This is a genomic window from Streptosporangium sp. NPDC020145, assembly GCF_040631275.1.
Classification (GTDB): Bacteria; Actinomycetota; Actinomycetes; order Streptosporangiales; family Streptosporangiaceae; genus Streptosporangium.
The window spans coordinates 1-17,841 of the sequence record NZ_JBEXZT010000047.1 but is presented as its reverse complement, the minus strand read 5'-3'; the positions used below and the strand labels follow the sequence as shown (position 1 = coordinate 17,841).

Here is a 17,841-nt window from a genome sequence, read left to right as displayed (position 1 = left end):
GGTTGATCGACGAACACGGTCGGTCGGCACCGGACACCAGCGTCCGCAACGGGTTCCCGGCTGTGATGGCGCTCGCACCGCGTCACAGCTCGGCGGAGCACCTCGTCTCAGGGGGCATGACGAACTCGGAGCGGACCTCGGTGTTGATCACCGGAGGCAACAAGGGGCTCGGCCTTGAGGCGGCCCGGCGGCTCGGCGAGCAGGGTTGGACGATCTTCCTCGGCTCGCGTGATGAGGGTCGAGGACAGGCGGCCGCGGCCAAGCTGACCACCGGCGGCGCGAACGTGATCATGGTCCCGCTGGACGTGACCTCGGAGGAGTCGGTGAGAGACGCGGTACGGCTCGTTCGGGAGCACACCGACCGATTGGACGTGTTGATCAACAACGCCGGCGCGCCGGGAAGGGCCGTCGCACCCGCGGACGCGACGGTTGACGAGATTCACTCCGTCTACGACACCAACGTCGGCGAACGTCCTCGCAACGGGTGAGCCGTCACCCGTGACGGGGGCGTTGGCCGATGACCGGGTCAGGCGTCGGGGTTGTCGAGGATGACGACGGGGGCGTTCTCCACAACCGGCAACTCACCGTCCAGGTCCATGCCGGTGGCCGCCTCGATGAAGGCGAACGCCGCACTGCGCTTACCGCGGTAGTCCTCCGGGCCAAGCGCGTCGAGCATGGCGCGGAAGTCGGTCAAGATGCTCGGATCACCCTCCTCAATGCGGTGCTCGGTGAAGACGAAGTCGCGCATTCGTGCCCTGATCTTGCCGTCGGCCGCGTAGAGGATCGTGTATCCCCCGTTGAAGTGCCAGGTCACCATCCATACGCGTGACTCCCTGCTGAGTTCGGTCAGGACGCGGTCGGACAGGCCGAAGCCGTAGGCGAGTTCGAGGAAGCCCCAGGTTCCTTCTCCCTCGGAGACGAGGAGTACGGGGCGGCCTTCGTCCATGGCCTCTTCCCCGGGATGGTCCATGACGCGCTGCTCGGGGTCGCGACCTCCGTTCAGCCGCCGTAGAAGGTCATCCACCGTGATCTCTTCGTTGAGGGGCAGCACCACGGTCCAGGAGAGACCGTTCTCCAGCCACTGATGCCGCTCGAAGAAGCCACGGTAGTAATCGATCACATGATCATTGTGGTGGAGAACAGGGGTGTCTGCATGATCTGGTGTGCCAGGAGTACTGCCATTACTCTCGGCCGTCTGTGATCGTTTGACTCCTCCGGTCGCCCTCGGGCTGAGAACCGGCCACAAGGGACGGTGAGTGGTGTCTGATCTGGTGCGGCTGGACACGGACGGTTCCTATGCCTCTGCCGGCGGTCCAACCGCGCCGGGTATGGGTGACCCCTCGGTGGACGACCGATCTTTCCCCTCCGCTCGGTCCGGCTCCATGAAGCCGACAGCCGTATCGGCGCGACCGTCGTTCTTCCGTCGAAGTCTCCGGTGGGTCGTCGCACTGGCACTTCTGGGAGCGTTGGCCGTCGTCGTGTGGCCTTCCTTCGATCTGCTGGGGCATCACGACGACCCTGTCGGGGCGGCGGCGGTGGGGGAACTGGAAGGCAGGCCGGTCGCCGTAAGCGCCGGTAGTGGCCCCGACGACACCACCTTGCGGGTGTGGGACCTGACCACAGGCGATCCGATCGGCGAACCGATCGTCGCTCACCCGGAGGGCGTCGTGGCGATGGCACTCGGGAAAGTGGACGGCAGGCCGGTGGCCGTCACAGGCGGCTACGACAACACCGTACGGATCTGGGATCTGGCTACGCGCGGCCTCGTCGGTGAACCGATAAGGCTCGGCAACACCGAACGCGTCGATGCTCTTGCGGTCGGGGAGGTGAATGGTCGAGCCGTCGTCGTCGTTGCGGCGGGCTGGGGCGACTCCGGCTATGAACTGCCTGTGTGGGTGTGGGACCTGGCCACACACGAACCTTTCGGCGATCCGATGATCGGACACACCGACTTCGTCTCGACTGTGGCGCTCGGAGAGGTGAACGGTCGAGCGGTCGCCGTCACCGGCAGCGTTGACGGCACGATACGCATGTGGGACCTGACCACCCGCGAACAGATCGGCGATCCGATGACCAACGGCGCCGGCGTCGGGGATGTCGCGCTTGGACGGGTGGACGGCAGACAGATCGCTGTCTCCAGCGACGATAAGGACGTTCGGGTGTGGGACCTGACCACCCACCGGCTCATCGGTGCACCGATGGCGGCCGGCCATGTCCATGGGGTCAGGACAGTGGTGGTCGAAGAGATCAACGGTCGGCCGGTGGCCCTCACCGGCGGTGGCGACGACGAAAACGGCGGCGGTGCCGTGCGGGTTTGGGATCTACGTACGCACAGACCGCTGGGCGAACGAATGAGATACGCCAGCTGGGTCGGAGACGTAGCGGTCGGACATGTGGGTGGAAAAGCGGTCGCCGTCACCGGGGATGGCGACGGCGACGTGCGGGTGCGGGATCTGAGCGCCTACGCGAGATGAGTCACGTCTGTCGCAACAGGTGATCCCAAACAGAGGTCTGTCTCACCGGGGACGACGGGCGCCCCTGGTTTCTCACGGCTGTCTCGGTTCGACGCGGTGTCCATCGCTCACGGAAGCCGGGGAGGCCCACCGACAGGTCGTCCGGGTGACCCGGACTGAGGCTCAGCTGGATCTGGTGTCCACGACGCCGACGACGTCCGAGACCGCGATCGTGCCGTGCTCGGCGGTGTCCTGGTAATAGCGCGAGTCCGCGGATATGTCGCGGTTGTCACCCATGATCCAGAGTCGGCCCGGCGGTACGTCGAGCTCGAAGTCCGCGGCGGAGGCCGGATGTGCGGACACGTACGGCTCGGACAGCGAGCGTCCGTTGACCACCACCTTCCCGGTGGCGTCGCAGCAACTGACGGAGTTTCCGGGAGCGCCGATGATCCGCGCTATGCGGAAACCGGTGTCCGGCTGGGAACTCGGGTCGGTCCAGGACGCGGGTGGCCGGTAGAGGATGACCTCACCGGTCTTCGGAACGAAGTCTGCGCCGACCATGCGGGCGATGAAGTGCTGACCTTTCTTGATGGTGGGCTCCATCGCGGCACTTCCGGTTCGGAAGCCTCTTCTTCCCGTGATGTCCTCCACCATCCCGCAGGCGGTCGTGGGGACGATGAGTAACACCACGAGTAGGGCCCTCAGTCCTTTGAATACCACCCGGGCATTATCCGATTCACACGCAGTTCTGAAATGGCGATTCTTGTCACGATCTCATTCCACCTCCACGGCGCGTGTTTCGTTCCCAGAGGAAGACCCGGAACGCGGTTTTCGGTTCCAGGTTATGGATTCGTCGCCGCGAGGCGGAAAGAGGCGCCCTGTGAATGTTCAGGACCTGAAACTGTAGGCGCGTTCGACCCGGGCGATCTGAACGTCGTAGTACTCGTACCAGCGCTCGCGTCCGAGTCGTTGCGCCTCCAGGTGCTCGACGTCCGCCTTCCAGCCGGCGATCGACTCGGCGTCGGCGTAGTAGATCACCGTCAGTTCGTGGCCGTCGGCTCTGGCGACGGACTCACGGCCCAGATAGCCCGGCCACTTGGTGCCGAGCTCGACCATCCGGGCCGCCATCTCGTCATACCCCTCCAGGCCGGTGTCCTTCAGCTTCTGGGTGATGATCACCGCGTAGTAGGGGGGTGTAATAGGCGTCATGCGTCTATGCTACTGACAATTCCGTTTTGGCGCGCTTGATATCAGAGAGGGCCCCGCTCGCCGGAGTTGCTTTCTGCCGGGCCGAATGCCCCTGCTGGGGGATATGGCGCCGCCGAACAGAATCGTGCGATCACCGACCGTTATCGTTTCATTCGGGCGCGCCTTACTTCGCCGACCGTCCTGGTTCTTGTGGTGCTGCCCGGTCCGCGGAACGGCTGGGAAAAGCCCGCTGTTGTCAGGGCGAATGCGGCGCCGGCAGTACGGACAGTTCGCAGGCGTAGGCGTCGGGGGGCGCGTTCAGAACCCAGACGATCATCGCGGCCAGAGACCGCGGCTGGATGCACAGTCCGGGGTCGTACGGGCGCCCGAAGGCGTGCCTGACCTCTCCCAGCAGGTCGGTCGCCGTTCCCCCGGGAAAGACCGTGGTGACACGCACCCCGTGGGCCGCCTCCTCCGCGCGCAGCGACTCGGCCAGTTCCCGCAGCGCCGCCTTGCTGGCGACGAAGGCCGACCAGCGGGGGACCGCCGTCATCCCGGGCGAGGCGTTGACGAAGATCACGTGACCTCCGGACCGACGCAACGCGGGCAGCGTCAGCCGTACGAGCTCGGCGGCCGAGGCCACGTTCACCGCCAGGGTCCGTCGCCACGTCTCAGGGTCGCTCTCGGCGACGGCCTCGACGGGGGAGACGCCCGCGCAGTGCACCAGCGCCTGTATGTCCTCCAGCCCTTCCAGCGCGGCGGCCAGGGTGGCGGGTTTGGCCAGGTCGGCCTCGATGCCACGGACGTCGAGCCGCCCGACGTCACGGCCCACGGCGATCACCCGATGTCCCGCCTCGGTGAGCGCGTCGACCAGCACCCTCCCGATCCCACCCGTGGCCCCGGTCACCAGTACGTTCACGATGCCAGCCCATGGGCGAGGTCGAGCAGGTGTGACAGGCGCAGGACCCGGCCGCCGCTTCCCGGGAGCGGGACATGGAGGGGCTCGGTCCAGCGAGTCGGGATCGCGGCCAACCCGTGGACGGCCCCGGCCAGGCCGCCGGTGACCGCGGCGACGGTGTCGGTGTCGCCGCCCAGGTCGATCGCGGCGCGGACCGCGTCCTCGTAGCCCCGGGTGGTGCGCAGAGCCCATACCGCCGAACCGAGGCAGGCCCAGACGGCGCCGTTGGACTCGGTGGCCTGGCTGGGATGCCAGTCCGGCGCCAGGACGACGGCGTATCGCTCCCGGTGGTCGGGGTGAACGGCGGAGAGGGTCAGGGAAAGGGAGTCCAACGGGTCGACACCGCTCAAGGCGGCGCGGACCAGGTCGTGGAAGATCGCGGTGCCCTCCCAGGCCGCGGGGTCGCCGTGGGTGAGGGCGGCGATGCGGCGGGCGGCGTCCATGGTGACGTGCCGTCCCTTGGGGGCGAAGTACACCGCTGAAGGGGTGGCCCGCATCAGTGAGCCGTTGCCCGCCGCGCGGTGACTGCTGCGGTAGTGGGCGACGGCGGCCTGATCCCAGGGCAGGCCACGCGTCAGGACGTCCTCGGTCTGCAGCCCGATGTCCTTGGGGTCGTCGGCCGCCCAGCGCAGGAAACGCGTGAAGATGTCCGGCAGGTCCAGGCCGCCGCGTTCCAGAAGCGACTCGGCGACGTGAACAGCCATTTGTGTGTCATCGGTGGCCTCCCCGGCATTCCAACCACCACCTTCGCTCATCTCGTCTCCAGAGCCAGGCGCCGGAAAGCGGGCGGAGAACGCACCTGGTGGACCGAACTCGAAAGGCGCGCCCAGAGCGTCACCGACCGCCGAACCGACGACCGCCCCGGCGGCACGCTCCAAGTGATCCACAACAGCAGGGTACTGACCGGCCCGGTGGACCGCGTTAGTCTCATTCGCAGACGACTCGGATGGAGGCGGTGTGGAGGTTGATCCGCACGTCCACGTCGGGCGGCAGGTGTTGCGGGCCGGTGCCGACTTTCGCAATGTGATCGTTTCGTCGTTCGGGCTCGTGCCCGACAGTCCGAGCGTCGTCACCACCGGGTGCGGGCTTCGGGTGCCCTACGCGATGACCTCGCTCCGCCCGGAGAGCGTCACCTGTCTGCCGTGCCGGGAGCACGCGCACCGGGAGTGTCTCGGCTTCGCCGAGCAGGTGGAGCGCCTGAGCCGGATGCCCGGCGCGCCCGTCCCCGGCGACCAGGCGGCCGAGGCCGCACGATGGGCCCGGGACCTCGCACAGCGGTTCTCCGGTTGAGTCACGGCGGTTCTCCGGTTGAGTCACGGCGGTTCTCCGGCTGAGCCATGGCGGCTCCGTGCCGAGTCGCGGAGGTTCTCCCGCCGGGTCGCAGTGGCCCTCCGGCCGGGTACGGTGACCGCGCGCCAGGACGGGTGTCCTCCGCGCGGACGGCCGGAAAGCGCCTCGAACCGATCGGCCGGGCGACGGATCCCGCGGCCCGGCTCCATCTGTCTCTGAGCAAGGATCTGCCTCCGAACAAGGCGGGTACGGCGACCGCGCCTGCTCCGAGCGGGGTGATCATGGCGGGCGCGCGTCGGCCCTCCGCCGCACCGGACGGCGAGCGCATCCTCACCTGGCGGCGGATGTACGACCTGGAGAAGCTGCCCGGGCGCCTCATCGTGGTTTCGCCGGCGCCTACCGCTCGGCTCCAGGGGCATGCTCGCCTCCTCACGTGACCGGAGGACGCCGAAGGTTGTCGGGATCGTGGGGGTTGGGCATGTAACGCTTCTTTTGCCTTCTTCCAAGCACTGACGTGTTCGGGAGGACGACGAAGGGAGCACGGCCAGTGCGCCTCAAACACACGGGATCGGTGGAGATCTCCACCGATCCCGAGGCTTTCGAAGCCTTCTACAGGCGCCACGTCGAAGCGGTCACGCGATTCATGGCCCGCAGGGTGGACGATCCGCACACGGTCGCCGACCTGGTCGCGGAGGTCTTCGTCGCGGTGCTCGACTCGGCGCACACCTACCGCTCTGGCCTGGGCAGTGAGATCGGCTGGTTGTACGGCGTGGCGCGCAACACCCTGTCCGCGGAGCGGCGGCGGACGGCGAGCGAGCTGCGTCTCACCAGCAGGATCAGCGGACGGCGGCTCCTCGACGCGGACGACCTGCTGCGGCTTGAGGAACGTCTGGACGCGGAGAGCCCGGTCCGGCGGGCCTTCGAGGCCATGGCCGGTCTGCCGGAGAGCGAACGCGCCGTCCTGGAACTGGTCGTCGTCGACCAGCTCTCCATCCCTGAGGCGGCGACCGCGCTCGGCATCCGGCAGGGGACCGCCAGGGTCCGGCTGTACCGCGCCCGCCGCGCACTGCGCCACGCTCCCGGCGTCACCTCCCCCACGGTCATGGAAGGACTCCGATGAATTTCGAGGAGAGACTGCTCATGGAACTCAAGACAGAGATGAGCGAGCGGATGGCGCGGGGGCCCGTCCGCAGGCCCATGCGCCGGCGGCTGCTGACGGGGGTGGCGGTGGCGGGCCTGGCCGCCGCGGCGCTGGTGGCCGTACCGATGGTCATGGGGACGGAGAGCTCGGCGTACGCGCTGACCGAGAACCCGGACGGATCCATCACGTTGAAGATCAACGAGTTCCGGAACTCGGACCAGGTCGAGCGGGACCTCGCCGATCTGGGCTTGAAGGCGGACGTCTCCTACGTCCGGCCCGGCAAGAGGTGCGCCCCGGGGCGGTTCACCACCATCGATGAGCCGTCCTTCACCCCCGAGGAGCTGCGGAGCAAGGACCCCGGGGTCAGGAAGCGGGTCCTGGAGGCGATGGAGGGCACGCCCTCACGTCAGGCGTACGACACCGTGCCGGGGGGCGGCCTGAAGATCTACCCGGAGAAGATCAAGCCGAACTGGACCGTGGTCATGGAGTTCACCGAGAACGATGACCAGACCTCCGGTCCGGAGAGGCCGAGGGCGCTGTGGCAGTTCCTCTTCCAGGTCACCGACGGCCCCGTCAAGCCCTGTGTGGTCATCGACGATCCGTCCTGGGACGTGATCGGCCCCGAGGGACTCCCGCCCGCGGGGAGCTGATCCCGGGCAGGGCGGGCCACCGCGGAGCACGGAACTCACCGGCGAAGTTCGTTAGGTAGCGCCACTATCGAACGTTGGATAACATCACTATCCAAGGAAGGTGAGTTCTATGACCGTGATCGTTCTTTTCGTGGCCACGCTGTGCTTCCGTCTGTCGGGGGCGGTGTTCGGCGTGGCGCGCTTCGCCACCTGGAGGATGAGCGCCGCCTGCGGGCTGGCCGTCATGCTGGTCATGACGGCCAGTGCCCATTTCGTCCCGTCGAGCGTGACGTTCATGCCGAACCACGCCGACATGGTGGCGATGGTTCCGCCGTTCGTCCCGCTGCCCGCCTTCGTGGTCTACCTGACCGGGGTCCTGGAGCTGGCCGGGGCGGTCGGGCTGGTGCTTCCCGCCACCCGGCGGGCGGCCGGGATCTGCCTGGCACTGCTGTTCGTGCTCATGCTCCCGGCCAACGTCTACGCCGTGCTGGCCGGGACGACCCTCGGAGGGGAGCCCGCGACACCGCTGTGGCAGCGGGTCCCCGAGCAGATCCTCTACATCGGCATCGCGCTGTGGGCCGCGGGCGTCACGGCGCGCAGGACACGAGAGCTCTCCGCCGTGCGTTGATCAGCGCGCGACCCTGGTGCCGCCGAAGATGAGGCCCTGGGGCATCGGGCTGGTCAGGAACGCGTGCGGGAAGCCGAGCTCGACGGCACTGGCCTCGCCGAGGGCGGTCACCTCGTCCTCGGTGAGGCGCAGTTCAAGGGCGCCCAGGTTGTCCTCAAGCTGCTTGAGGGTCCTGGCTCCGACGATCGAGGACGTCACCGCCGGGTTGAGCAGCGTCCAGGCGAGCGCGACCTGCGCGGGCGTGGCGCCCCTGCCCGCGGCGACCTCCTTGACCACGTCGGCGATGGCGAGACCACGCTCGGTCAGGGAGCCGTTGGACACCGCGATGTCCTTCCGCGTCCCCTCGGCGGTGGCCGACACCGCCCCGGTCTCCAGATCGGCGCGGGTGTACTTGCCGGTCAGCACGCCACTGCCGAGCGGGGACCAGGGGATCACCCCGAGCCCCATCTCACGCGCCATCGGGATGAGGTCACGCTCGACGGTCCGCTCGATCAGGCTGTACTCGATCTGCAGCGCGATCAGCGGGCTCCACCCACGCAGGTCGGCGATCGCCTGCATGCGTGAGACCTGCCAGGCGGGGGTGTCGGAGATGCCGACGTATAGCACCTTGCCCGCCCTGACCAGGTCGTCCATGGCGCGCAGCACCTCCTCGACCGGGGTGGTGCCGTCCCAGGCGTGCAGGTAGAGCAGGTCGATGTAGTCGGTGTTCAGCCTGCGCAGGCTCGCCTCGACCGAGTCGATCATGCTCTTGCGGTGGTTGCCGCCCGAGTTCGGGTCGCCGGGGCGGGTGGCCAGCGTGTACTTCGTGGCGAGCACCAGACGTTCGCGGCGGCCGTGCGCGAACTCGCCGAGCAACCGCTCCGCCGTACCGTTGGTGTACTGGTTGGCGGTGTCGACGAAGTTGCCGCCCCGGTCGAGATAGGCGTCGAAGATCTGCCGGGCCTCGTCCTTGTCCGATCCCCAGCCCCAGTCGGACCCGAAGGTCATGGTGCCCAGGGAGAGAGGGGAGACGCGCAGGCCGGAACGGCCGAGCAGCCGGTAGAGGTCGAGGGAGACGGGTTCGGACACGATGGCCTCCTGTGTGCCGGATTCGTTTCTCCCATGCTGGAACGATCACGTACGGCCAACCAGTGAAGGTCCTTCCTGGGACTGGCTCTCCCAGGCAACCGGAGGCCTTCGCCCGCCCAACGGCGACATCGGCGTCGAGGCCCGGGGACCGGCCCTTCCAGGGGGCCGGAGGTAGGATCGAGACGGTGAACGGCAACGCGTACGTGACCAACGAGCTGGCGGTGTTCCTGCGCACCCGCCGTGAACGGCTGGCACCCGACGACCTCGCGCTTCCGCGAAGCGGACGTTCGCGCCGCACTCCCGGCCTCAGGCGCGAGGAGGTCGCCGAGCTGGCCGGGGTGAGCGTCGACTACGTGATCCGCCTTGAGCAGGGGCGGGGGCTGCGCCCCTCGCCGGAGGTGCTGGACGGCCTGGCCAGGGCGCTGCGGCTGAGCGACGACGAGCGGGCCTACCTGTTCGACCTGGTCGGGCAGCGGGCGGTGACCCGGGTTCCGCCGTCGAGGCAGGTTCCCCCGCCGGTCGCCCGGCTGGTCCACGACCTGTCGCCACTGCCGTGCATGCTGCTCGACCACCGGTTCGACATTCTCGCCTGGAACCGTGAGATGGCCGCGCTGATGCTGGACTTCGGCGCCGTGCCCGCCCGGCAGCGCAACTCGCTCTGGCTCTGCTTCGTCCACCCCGGGCTGCACGACTTCTACCGTGACCGTGAGCGGGTGATGCGCGAGGGCATCGCCGACCTGCGCGCGGCGTGGGCCGCCCACACCGACGACGCCGCGCTGGGCGACCTGGTCACCGAGTTGCAGGAGCAGAGCGAGGAGTTCGTCCGTCTGTGGGCGCTCCGTGATGTGAAGGTGAACGGCCGGGGCCGTAAGCCGCTCATGCATCCCAGGGTGGGGCCGCTCACCGTCGACTTCGAGGTGCTGAACCCGTTGCAGGACCCCGGTCACCGGCTCGTCATCTACCGGGCCTCCGACGCGGCCTCGCAGGCCGCCCTGGACGCCATCGCCCGCGAGGCCGAGGACGGCCGGCGCACGCTCCACCGGGCCGTCGGGTAGGGCCCTCGAAGGCCGCGGGTTCAGCGAGCGGGAGGCGTGACGAACTCGGGCTGGTCGAGCAGGCGCAGCCAGCTCCCGTCGGGCTGGCGCCGTACGACCTGGGCCCGGGCGCCCGAGCCGTCCTTCGGCGGGGTGGAGGTGAGGGCGATGTCGTCGCTCACCAGGGTCGGCAGCGGTTCCTCCGCCTCGAAGCGCGGCCGGTTGGCCAGGACCTTCTCCCACAGCACGCGGATCGCCTCCCGGCCGACGGTCCGGCCGCCGGGCGGGTAGGCGAGGACCGCGTTCTCCTCGTAGAGGGCGGCGACCCCGGCCGCGTCACCGGCGTTGGACCGCTCGACGAACAGCCGGGTGATGTCCTCGGGGCGCATGGCCTTCTCGTACTCCGTCATGGGGTCCTCCTGGTCGTCGGTTCGGACGTTCTCCAGTCTTGTCACCCCCTTTTCAGAAGTCCAACAGATTGTTCTTCTCGTAACTAGAATCCATGCTTATGGAACTGAGGCAGCTGGAGTACTTCGTCGCGGTCGCCGAGGAGCGCAACTTCACCCGGGCGGCCGAGCGGGTCCGCATCAGCCAGTCCGGGGTCAGCGCCCAGATCCGGCAGCTCGAACGGGAGGTCGGGGCGGAGCTGTTCGACCGCTCGGCGCGCGTCGTGACCCTCACGGTCGCGGGCAAGGCCGCCCTCGGGCACGCCCGCGCGGCGCTCGCCGGGGCCGCCGCGTTCGGCCGGGCGGTGGGGGAGGTGACCGGCCTGGTCAGGGGGCGCCTCACGGTCGGAATGGTCGTCGGTTGCACCGTCACGCCGCTCTTCGACGCCCTGGCGGCCTTCCACCGGGCCCATCCCGGGGTGGAGATCTCACTGTTCGAGGCAGGTTCCGACCGGCTCGTCGAGGAGGTGCGCGCGGGCACCGCCGACCTGGCCCTCGTCGGCAGCGCGGGCACGACCCCCGAGGGGTTGGAGGCGTTGACGGTCGTCAGGGAGGGACTCGTCGCGGCCGTGCCGTACGGTCACCCGCTGGCGGAGCGGCCGAGTGTCACCCTGCGGGACCTGACCGCCCACCCGATCGTGTGCATGCCGCCGGGCACGGGGCTGCGCACGGTGTTCGACCGGGCCTGCGCCGCCCGCGACCTCACCCCGGTGGTCGCGTTGCAGGCCAGTGCCGCCGACGCCGTGGCCGACCTCGCCGCCCGCGGCCTGGCGGTCGCGGTCCTCAGCGACTCGATGGCCGCCTGGCACCGCGACCGGCTCGCGGTCCTCACGATCGAGGACGCCGAGGTGCCCGCGCTGCTCGCGCTGGTCTGGCGGGACACGCACAACCCCGCCGTGCGTGAGCTGCTCGTGTACGGCAGGCGGGCGTTCGCCGGCGTGGACCCCTCGCAGGACGGGGACTGACCGCCGCCGTCAGGGCCTCACGTGTGCGGGCACCGGCGCTGGTTCCACGCCTTGGAGTTCGCGATGGCGCCCAGGTCGAGCTGGGCCCAGAGCGCGCGCTCGGCTCTGGTGGCTCCGACCTCCGGGATCAGCCGTTCCGGGTGGCCGGGCGGCGGGCCGAAGGGCGACGGGCAGCGGTCGCAGGGCTCGGCGGGCGGGGTGTAGGCCTCGCGCGGGATGTGCCAGTGCATCGAGGCGAGCGAAGGGCCGATGTGCTCCGCCACGTTGAAGGCCAGGCGCAGCAGCCTCCGGCTCAGCTTCCATGACGGCGCGGGTCTGTTCGGTCGCACGGCGATCGTCGCTCCTTGTCCGGCCCTGGTGTGGTGACGGAGATCATGCCCACGACGGCGGCACCTCCCACATCTTTCGTCCCGGCTGTCTTCGGAAGTGCCCGCGAACGTCGCGGGAGACGACGCGTGCCATCGTGTTCCATGAACAGGGATCGTTTGGAACGAGCCCGTCAGCGTCCCACAGAGGAGTCGACATATGTCCACAGACGCACCGACGCCGAAGAGCCGGAACGAGGCCGTCATCGAGGAGTTCCGCGCGAACAAGGGGAAGGTCGGAGGCTTCTTCGAGGGGGCCGCCCTCCTTCTGCTCACCACGGTGGGGGCCAGGAGCGGCAGGCCGCACACGACCCCGGCGGTCTACGTCAGGGACGGTGACACGGTCGCCGTGGCCGCCTCCTACGCCGGGGCGCCGAAGCATCCGGCGTGGTACCACAATCTGGTGGCCAACCCGGAGGTGACCGTGGAGATCGGCGCGGAGAAGTATCAGGCGACCGCGGTTCCCGCCGAGGGCGCCGAGCGCGACCGGCTCTTCGCCCTGATGGTGGCGGAGAACCCGCGCTTCAACGACTACGCGGAGAAGACGACACGGGTCATCCCCATGGTCGTCCTGCGCGCTCACTGAGCTCACCGGGCGGGGCCGCCTTCTGTGAAAGGCGGCCCTGCGTCTCATGTGCGGGGGGAGTCGTCCAGGAGCAGGGCCGCCAGCCGGGGCAGGCGGCGGCGCATCTCGGCGGGGTCGTCGAAGTCGAAGTCCTCGCCCATGTCCGGCTCGTCGAGTCGCTGCGGGTATCGCGCCCTCTGGGCCGCGAACAGGTCGTCGCCGCCGGTGAGGCGCCTGTAGGCGTTGGCGGGCACGTAGACGAAGTCCTCGTAGAAGAGGTCCTCGCCGTCGCCCGCCAGGACGAGGGGAAGGTCCGCGAGGCGGTCCGGGCCGGTGAGGGCGATCCGGTGACACTCACGGCCCTGGGCGATGACGCCGGCCCGGAAGTCCATGAAGGAGTCGTCGCTGCAACCACCGCCGATCAGGTAGGCGGCGGCCCAGACGTCCCAGCGGTGGAGCGCCGCCCCGTGCTCGTCGTAGTGCTGGCTGTAGTCGACGATCGCCTCGGCCGGCATGTCCGCCAGGACCGTCTCCAGGGCCTCGTGGAGAGGGCCGCCCAGGGCACGGGCTCGTTCGATGGTCGCCCAGAAGTCGTCTTGGTCCATGGCTGGATGGTGCCAGAGGAGGCGGACGAAAAAGGGTTCCATGGCGTCAACTTTGGGTTGACGGTCACATGGCGTCAACCTATGGTTGACGCATGACGGATTCAGTTCGCATGACGAACCAGGTTCGCCTCGACGATCTGATCGAGGCCATCAAGAAGTCCCATTCGGACGCGCTCGCGCAACTCTCCGGGGCGGTCATCGTCGCCGACCACCTGGGTGAGCTGGCGGACCACCTGATCGGTCACTTCGTCGACCAGGCGAGGCGTTCCGGCGCCTCCTGGACGGACATCGGCAGAAGCATGGGGGTGACGAAGCAGGCGGTACAGAAGCGTTTCGTGGCCAAGGGCGACGCCTCCGGTGACCCCAGCCAGATGTTCGGCCGGTTCACCGACCGGGCGCGGAACGTCGTGATGGCCGCGCACAACGAGGCCCACGCCGCGAGCAACGACGAGGTCCTCCCCGAGCACCTGGTGCTGGGCCTGCTGGCCGAGCCCCAGGGGCTGGCGGTCAAGGCGATCGGCAGGCAGGGGGTCACGCCGGAGGCCCTCAGGCAGGCCGTGGTCGCCCTGCTGCCCGAGGCGGCGGCCGAGGTGCCGGACCTCATCCCGTACGAGGCGCGCTCGCGCAAGGTGCTGGAACTCACCCACCGGGAGGCCCTGCGCCTGGGGCACAACTACATCGGAACCGAGCACCTCCTGCTCGCCCTGCTCGAATTCGAGGACGGCCAGGGCGTGCTGTCGGGCCTGGGGATCGACAAGGCCGCCGCCGAGGCCAGCATCGGGGAGGACCTCGCAGCCTTCCTCGCCGCCCGGAAGGGCCAGGGCTGACCTCATCCTCCGGGGCGCCGCGGCTGTTCGACGGTCGCGGCGTTCCCCCTGGTGGGAACGCTGCCAAACCCCACCAATCACTCTGTTATCTAATTGTTGCGTGATCCGGTACGCATAACGCGGTTTTCGGTTGTCTCACATATGGAGCGCGCCAGTAGCTCAAACGGGCGCGGAAGCATGCATATGAGGAGCAGACCGTGAAGACCATCAGGCGGACGGCCCAGGCCTCGCTCGCCCTCGTGGCCCTCGCCGCCGTTGCGGCCTGCGCTGGGGAGGGCGGCTCGGCTGTACAGGCGGCGCCCGTGTCCGTGTCCAGCGCCGCCTCGGCCACGGACAAGGCGGCGGTTCCGCCTCCCGCGGCGGGTAAGGCCGCCAAGACCGCACGACGTGGCAAGCCCATACTCGGCATCGCCGACATCACGCCCATGGGAGAGAAGGTCGAGCGGATCGGCGTCGGCGCGCCGATCATCGTCACCTTCGACAGGGCGGTCGCCAAGCGGGCCGCGGCCGAGGCCGTCCTCCAAGTCCAGGCGGACAAGCCGGTCCAGGGCGCCTGGCGCTGGGTCTCCGACCGCAAGGTCATCTACCGCACCAAGACCTACTGGAAGCCGCACCAGAAGGTCCTCTTCACCGCCCGCCTGAGCCAGATCCCCGGCAACGAGGCGGCCAAGGACGTCAGCCGCCGCTTCGCGATCGGCACGGCCAACATCTCGACGGTGAGCACCACCAGGCACCTGATGAAGGTCTACCGGGACGGCAAGCTCGCCAAGACCATCCCGATCAGCGCGGGCCGGGGCGGCCTGGTCAAGAACGGGGTCGACGTCTACCTCACCACCAGTGGCGTCCACCTCACGATGGGCAAGAAGGCGGTCGAGACCATGACCTCCTCCTGGCTCGGCGTCACCGACCCCAAGGACCCGCGCTACTACAAGGAGGAGATCCCCTGGGCGGTGCGGATCTCCGACAGCGGTGAGTACGTCCACCAGAGCGCGGGCTACTACCAGTACCTCGGCCGCTCCAACCAGAGCCACGGTTGCGTGCGCGCCACGCCCGAGGGCGCCAAGTGGTTCTACGGCATCGCCCAGCGCGGTGACGTCGTGAAGATCGCCGGCACCAAGCGCAAGCTCGACTGGCGCAACGGCTGGGGCTTCTGGCAGCTCAGCTGGACCGAGTGGAAGAAGGGCAGCGCCCTGCCCGCGGCCGGGACCCCCACGCCGACCCCCACGCCCAGCGCGCCCGCGACACCTCCGGACACGGGTGAGGAGCAGGCGGGCCAGGAGAGCGGCGTCTGACACGCACCCCTTCCCGTACGGCGGGCCCGGTTCTCCATGACACGGAGAGCCGGGCCCGTCCGGTCAGGGAAGGTTGACGTACTGGCGAGGGCGCAGGGCGTGGGTGCGCAGGGCGGCCAGGGCGGCGGAACGGCCCGCGGGCGTCAGCCTGCCCCCGACCCTGAGCCCGAAGGCGTCCAGACGCCGCCCGAGTTCGGTCAGCGAAGCCTCGACCTCGGCCGCCTGCCACTTCTCGCAGTCGATCACCGCCGTGACGTGCTCGCGCTCGGCGGGGGAGCCGTCGACCAGCAGCATCAGCGCGACCTCCCGCGCCGAGGCGCCGAAGTCGTTCTCTCCCGGCACCGGCGTCAGCAACGCGGCCGCCGCGGACTCCCAGAGCAGGACGGGGTCGGCCAGCAGTCGCTGCCCGATCGAGGTGGTCACCAGGCGTCTGCCGACCCGGTGCAGCGCGCCCAGCTGGGTCTGCGCCATCTCCCTGGCCGCGGCCAGTTCCCCGGCGCTCCAGGTGCTCTCCGCGAGCACGGCGCGGGCCAGGTTGTGGCGCTGGGTCAGTGAGACGCCGCCGGGCCTGTCGCCCACCCTCAGCAGCCACCGCAGCGCTTCGAGGTGGTCCTTCTCCGGAGCGGGGATCGGGGCGTGCAGGCACACCTCGAAGGGCTGGGCGAGTTCGCGCCACGCGGTGCCCCTGCCCAGCACCCAGCGGTTGAGCCGTTCGCCCTGGACCCGGTGCAGCCAGTTGTCCCCGCCGAGTTCGGCGCGGGGCGTGGTGAGCCAGCGGCGGGTCAGCGCGATCCGCTCCCGCGAGTCGGGACTCAGCTGTCCCGAGACGATGGCCAGTTCGAGGGCGGCCGAGCAGGCGCCGTGCGCGCCCAGCTCCTCGGGGCCCATGATCGAGCTCCACCGCAGCTCGGGGACGTCGGGCGGGAGCACGCCGGTGGCGTCGAGCGCGCTCTGGTAGGCGGCCATCCCGGCCTCCTCACCGGCGTGGGCGTAGACGCGCAGAATCCTGGTGGTGGTGGGGGAGACGCAGATCGCGGCGTAACGTTCGAGACCGCCCAGGCGCAGCAGGCGGCTCAGGGCATGGGCGATCGCGGCCCGGTCACCGCGGGCCTTGGTCGGCAGCGTGTACCAGAGGAACTCGCACACGTTGAGCTCGGTGATCGTCTCCAACGGCTCGCCGCCGGTCAGCCAGTCGACCGCGTTACGGGCGCGCTCGGCGCAGTCGGGCTCGGACCGCTCAAGCTCGGACAGAAGCGCGGCCACGTCCGGTGCAGGCATGCTTCGAAGTCTGCCGTATGCGGGCCTGCCCTGACGATGAACGTGACGTAATGGATCGCGCACGTCGCCTACCCTAGGAAATCGGTGCTAAGCGGATCGTGAGCCGGAGCTCAGATCCACCCCTTCTTGAAGAGCATGCGGGAACTCCAATCCGCGTAGGGAATGATCTCGGCGGTCAGCACCGGATAGAGCCACCAGAAGTTGATGATCGAGATCACCGTGAACGCGCCGACCACCACGGAGCCGAGCAGCCGCCGCGACGGTATGGCGTTCGCGGGGCCGATGATCAGCCCGGCCGCCAGGGTGATGGCCAGGACCATGAACGGCACCATGGGAATGGCGTAGAACATGAACATGGTGCGGTGGTCGGCCAGCGCCCAGTAGAACCAGGGCAGCCAGCCCGCGGCGTAACCGAGCAGGACGGCTCCGGCCCGCCAGTCCCTGGTGGCCACGTACCAGGCGATCATGGCGACCAGGGCGGCGAGCCCGCCGTACCAGATGACCGGGGTGCCGACGCCGAGGACGGCCTGTGAGCAGGTATCGGCTCCACAGGCGTTCTTGGGGCCCTCGTAGAAGAAGGCCACGGGGCGAAGCAGCAGCGGCCAGCTCCACGGCTCCGACTGGTAGTTGTGCGGGGTCGACAGGCCGGTGTGGAAGCTCAGCACCTGGAAGTGGTAGTTGAGCCACGACCGGATGGAGTCGAAGACGAAGAACGCCGGTCCCTGTGAGGTGGCCTGCGCCCAGTTGCGGCCCCAGCCGGTGGCGCTGATGAACCACCCGGTCCACGAGACCAGGTAGGTGAGGGCGGGCAGCAGGCCGACCGCTCCGAGCAGCGTCGGCAGGTCCTTGCCCAGCGCCCCGCTGTACGGCCTGCGCAGCCCCACGGCGCGGCGGGCTCCCGCGTCCCACAGCAGTGTCATCACCGCGAAGGCGATGAGGTAGAACACTCCCGACCACTTCACCGCGCAGGCGGCGCCCAGGAGCACTCCGGCGGCCATCCGCCAGGGCCGCAGTCCCAGCCAGGGGCCCTGGTCGCTGATCGGGGAGTTCTCGTACCAGTCGACCAGTCTGCGCCTGGCGTGGTCGCGGTCGGCGACCAGGCAGGCGAA

General features: G+C 69.2%; 21 protein-coding genes and 1 pseudogene. 11 read left to right on the top strand and 11 right to left on the bottom strand.

What is annotated here, in order from left to right:
- Positions 1-116 precede the first annotated feature (116 nt).
- The gene (locus tag ABZ463_RS40060; protein ID WP_362785066.1) at positions 117-488 is read left to right on the top strand and encodes an SDR family NAD(P)-dependent oxidoreductase; all 372 of its coding nucleotides are present in this window, start codon (positions 117-119) and stop codon (positions 486-488) included.
- Between the two features lie 38 nt (positions 489-526).
- Here ABZ463_RS40060 and ABZ463_RS40055 read toward each other — a convergent pair whose 3' ends face one another.
- Positions 527-1,120 (bottom strand): hypothetical protein, encoded by a 594-nt coding sequence (locus ABZ463_RS40055; RefSeq protein ID WP_362785064.1) that lies wholly within the window; start codon positions 1,118-1,120, stop codon positions 527-529.
- A 139-nt stretch (positions 1,121-1,259) separates the two neighbouring features.
- Between ABZ463_RS40055 and ABZ463_RS40050 the strand changes: the two genes are divergently transcribed.
- Positions 1,260-2,474, top strand: coding sequence for a WD40 repeat domain-containing protein (locus ABZ463_RS40050; protein WP_362785062.1), 1,215 nt, complete (start codon positions 1,260-1,262; stop codon positions 2,472-2,474).
- Positions 2,475-2,636: 162 nt separating this feature from the next.
- On the opposite strand, the gene lepB is transcribed toward ABZ463_RS40050, so the two are convergent.
- The 4 genes from lepB to ABZ463_RS40030 all read right to left on the bottom strand — a co-directional run bounded on the left by lepB (position 2,637) and on the right by ABZ463_RS40030 (position 5,486).
- A complete protein-coding gene (gene lepB, locus ABZ463_RS40045; RefSeq protein ID WP_362785092.1) occupies positions 2,637-3,107 on the bottom strand; it encodes a signal peptidase I in 471 nt (156 codons plus the stop codon).
- Between the two features lie 234 nt (positions 3,108-3,341).
- Positions 3,342-3,662, bottom strand: coding sequence for an antibiotic biosynthesis monooxygenase (locus ABZ463_RS40040; RefSeq protein ID WP_352014174.1), 321 nt, complete (start codon positions 3,660-3,662; stop codon positions 3,342-3,344).
- Between the two features lie 235 nt (positions 3,663-3,897).
- Complete coding sequence (locus ABZ463_RS40035) at positions 3,898-4,560, bottom strand: SDR family NAD(P)-dependent oxidoreductase (protein ID WP_362785059.1); 663 nt, start codon at positions 4,558-4,560, stop codon at positions 3,898-3,900.
- Positions 4,557-5,486, bottom strand: coding sequence for an ADP-ribosylglycohydrolase family protein (locus ABZ463_RS40030; protein WP_352014172.1), 930 nt, complete (start codon positions 5,484-5,486; stop codon positions 4,557-4,559). Before ABZ463_RS40030 ends, ABZ463_RS40035 begins: the two co-directional genes overlap by 4 nt.
- Before the next feature lie 70 nt (positions 5,487-5,556).
- On the opposite strand from ABZ463_RS40030, the gene ABZ463_RS40025 reads away from it, so the two are divergent.
- From ABZ463_RS40025 to ABZ463_RS40010, 4 genes are all read left to right on the top strand, one after another.
- Complete coding sequence (locus tag ABZ463_RS40025) at positions 5,557-5,889, top strand: hypothetical protein (RefSeq protein WP_362785055.1); 333 nt, start codon at positions 5,557-5,559, stop codon at positions 5,887-5,889.
- A 547-nt stretch (positions 5,890-6,436) separates the two neighbouring features.
- Positions 6,437-7,009 carry a sigma-70 family RNA polymerase sigma factor gene (locus tag ABZ463_RS40020; RefSeq protein ID WP_362785052.1) on the top strand — a complete coding sequence of 191 codons (573 nt, stop codon included), beginning with the start codon at positions 6,437-6,439 and terminating at the stop codon, positions 7,007-7,009.
- A gap of 20 nt (positions 7,010-7,029) precedes the next feature.
- A complete protein-coding gene (locus tag ABZ463_RS40015; protein WP_362785049.1) occupies positions 7,030-7,680 on the top strand; it encodes a hypothetical protein in 651 nt (216 codons plus the stop codon).
- Positions 7,681-7,789: 109 nt separating this feature from the next.
- A complete protein-coding gene (locus ABZ463_RS40010) occupies positions 7,790-8,287 on the top strand; it encodes a hypothetical protein (RefSeq protein ID WP_362785047.1) in 498 nt (165 codons plus the stop codon).
- Here ABZ463_RS40010 and ABZ463_RS40005 read toward each other — a convergent pair whose 3' ends face one another.
- The gene (locus ABZ463_RS40005) at positions 8,288-9,355 is read right to left on the bottom strand and encodes an aldo/keto reductase (RefSeq protein WP_352014167.1); all 1,068 of its coding nucleotides are present in this window, start codon (positions 9,353-9,355) and stop codon (positions 8,288-8,290) included. It abuts the gene before it with no gap.
- Positions 9,356-9,540: 185 nt separating this feature from the next.
- On the opposite strand from ABZ463_RS40005, the gene ABZ463_RS40000 reads away from it, so the two are divergent.
- Positions 9,541-10,410 carry a helix-turn-helix transcriptional regulator gene (locus ABZ463_RS40000; RefSeq protein WP_352014166.1) on the top strand — a complete coding sequence of 290 codons (870 nt, stop codon included), beginning with the start codon at positions 9,541-9,543 and terminating at the stop codon, positions 10,408-10,410.
- A 20-nt stretch (positions 10,411-10,430) separates the two neighbouring features.
- Here ABZ463_RS40000 and ABZ463_RS39995 read toward each other — a convergent pair whose 3' ends face one another.
- The gene (locus ABZ463_RS39995; RefSeq protein WP_352014165.1) at positions 10,431-10,799 is read right to left on the bottom strand and encodes a nuclear transport factor 2 family protein; all 369 of its coding nucleotides are present in this window, start codon (positions 10,797-10,799) and stop codon (positions 10,431-10,433) included.
- A gap of 98 nt (positions 10,800-10,897) precedes the next feature.
- On the opposite strand from ABZ463_RS39995, the gene ABZ463_RS39990 reads away from it, so the two are divergent.
- The gene (locus ABZ463_RS39990) at positions 10,898-11,800 is read left to right on the top strand and encodes a LysR family transcriptional regulator (protein WP_362785043.1); all 903 of its coding nucleotides are present in this window, start codon (positions 10,898-10,900) and stop codon (positions 11,798-11,800) included.
- A 17-nt stretch (positions 11,801-11,817) separates the two neighbouring features.
- Here the strand turns inward: ABZ463_RS39990 and ABZ463_RS39985 are convergent, their stop codons facing one another.
- Positions 11,818-12,129 carry a DUF6059 family protein gene (locus ABZ463_RS39985; protein WP_362785040.1) on the bottom strand — a complete coding sequence of 104 codons (312 nt, stop codon included), beginning with the start codon at positions 12,127-12,129 and terminating at the stop codon, positions 11,818-11,820.
- Between the two features lie 196 nt (positions 12,130-12,325).
- Here ABZ463_RS39985 and ABZ463_RS39980 point away from each other — a divergent pair, with 196 nt between their 5' ends.
- Positions 12,326-12,751, top strand: coding sequence for a nitroreductase family deazaflavin-dependent oxidoreductase (locus tag ABZ463_RS39980; RefSeq protein WP_352014162.1), 426 nt, complete (start codon positions 12,326-12,328; stop codon positions 12,749-12,751).
- Positions 12,752-12,795: 44 nt separating this feature from the next.
- Here ABZ463_RS39980 and ABZ463_RS39975 read toward each other — a convergent pair whose 3' ends face one another.
- Positions 12,796-13,335 carry a DUF4240 domain-containing protein gene (locus ABZ463_RS39975; protein ID WP_352014161.1) on the bottom strand — a complete coding sequence of 180 codons (540 nt, stop codon included), beginning with the start codon at positions 13,333-13,335 and terminating at the stop codon, positions 12,796-12,798.
- 92 nt (positions 13,336-13,427) lie between these two features.
- Between ABZ463_RS39975 and ABZ463_RS39970 the strand changes: the two genes are divergently transcribed.
- Both ABZ463_RS39970 and ABZ463_RS39965 read left to right on the top strand, forming a co-directional pair.
- Positions 13,428-14,162 carry a Clp protease N-terminal domain-containing protein gene (locus ABZ463_RS39970; RefSeq protein WP_352014160.1) on the top strand — a complete coding sequence of 245 codons (735 nt, stop codon included), beginning with the start codon at positions 13,428-13,430 and terminating at the stop codon, positions 14,160-14,162.
- A gap of 197 nt (positions 14,163-14,359) precedes the next feature.
- On the top strand, positions 14,360-15,454 hold the full coding sequence (locus tag ABZ463_RS39965) for a L,D-transpeptidase (RefSeq protein WP_362785036.1): 1,095 nt from the start codon (positions 14,360-14,362) through the stop codon (positions 15,452-15,454).
- Positions 15,455-15,517: 63 nt separating this feature from the next.
- Here the strand turns inward: ABZ463_RS39965 and ABZ463_RS39960 are convergent, their stop codons facing one another.
- Positions 15,518-16,732 (bottom strand): hypothetical protein, encoded by a 1,215-nt coding sequence (locus ABZ463_RS39960; protein WP_362785033.1) that lies wholly within the window; start codon positions 16,730-16,732, stop codon positions 15,518-15,520.
- A gap of 110 nt (positions 16,733-16,842) precedes the next feature.
- Positions 16,843-17,841 (bottom strand): annotated as a pseudogene (locus ABZ463_RS39955) (phospholipid carrier-dependent glycosyltransferase); the annotation flags it as partial.

Bases quoted from the DNA above. Each gene is read 5' to 3' on its own strand.
- ABZ463_RS40060 (WP_362785066.1), top strand. From the start codon at position 117: ATGACGAACTCGGAGCGGACCTCGGTGTTGATCACCGGAGGCAACAAG.
- lepB (WP_362785092.1), bottom strand. From the start codon at position 3,107: ATGGTGGAGGACATCACGGGAAGAAGAGGCTTCCGAACCGGAAGTGCC.
- ABZ463_RS40040 (WP_352014174.1), bottom strand. From the start codon at position 3,662: ATGACGCCTATTACACCCCCCTACTACGCGGTGATCATCACCCAGAAG.
- ABZ463_RS40015 (WP_362785049.1), top strand. From the start codon at position 7,030: ATGGAACTCAAGACAGAGATGAGCGAGCGGATGGCGCGGGGGCCCGTC.
- ABZ463_RS40010 (WP_362785047.1), top strand. From the start codon at position 7,790: ATGACCGTGATCGTTCTTTTCGTGGCCACGCTGTGCTTCCGTCTGTCG.
- ABZ463_RS39995 (WP_352014165.1), bottom strand. From the start codon at position 10,799: ATGACGGAGTACGAGAAGGCCATGCGCCCCGAGGACATCACCCGGCTG.
- ABZ463_RS39990 (WP_362785043.1), top strand. From the start codon at position 10,898: ATGGAACTGAGGCAGCTGGAGTACTTCGTCGCGGTCGCCGAGGAGCGC.
- ABZ463_RS39980 (WP_352014162.1), top strand. From the start codon at position 12,326: ATGTCCACAGACGCACCGACGCCGAAGAGCCGGAACGAGGCCGTCATC.
- ABZ463_RS39975 (WP_352014161.1), bottom strand. From the start codon at position 13,335: ATGGACCAAGACGACTTCTGGGCGACCATCGAACGAGCCCGTGCCCTG.
- ABZ463_RS39970 (WP_352014160.1), top strand. From the start codon at position 13,428: ATGACGGATTCAGTTCGCATGACGAACCAGGTTCGCCTCGACGATCTG.
- ABZ463_RS39960 (WP_362785033.1), bottom strand. From the start codon at position 16,732: ATGCCTGCACCGGACGTGGCCGCGCTTCTGTCCGAGCTTGAGCGGTCC.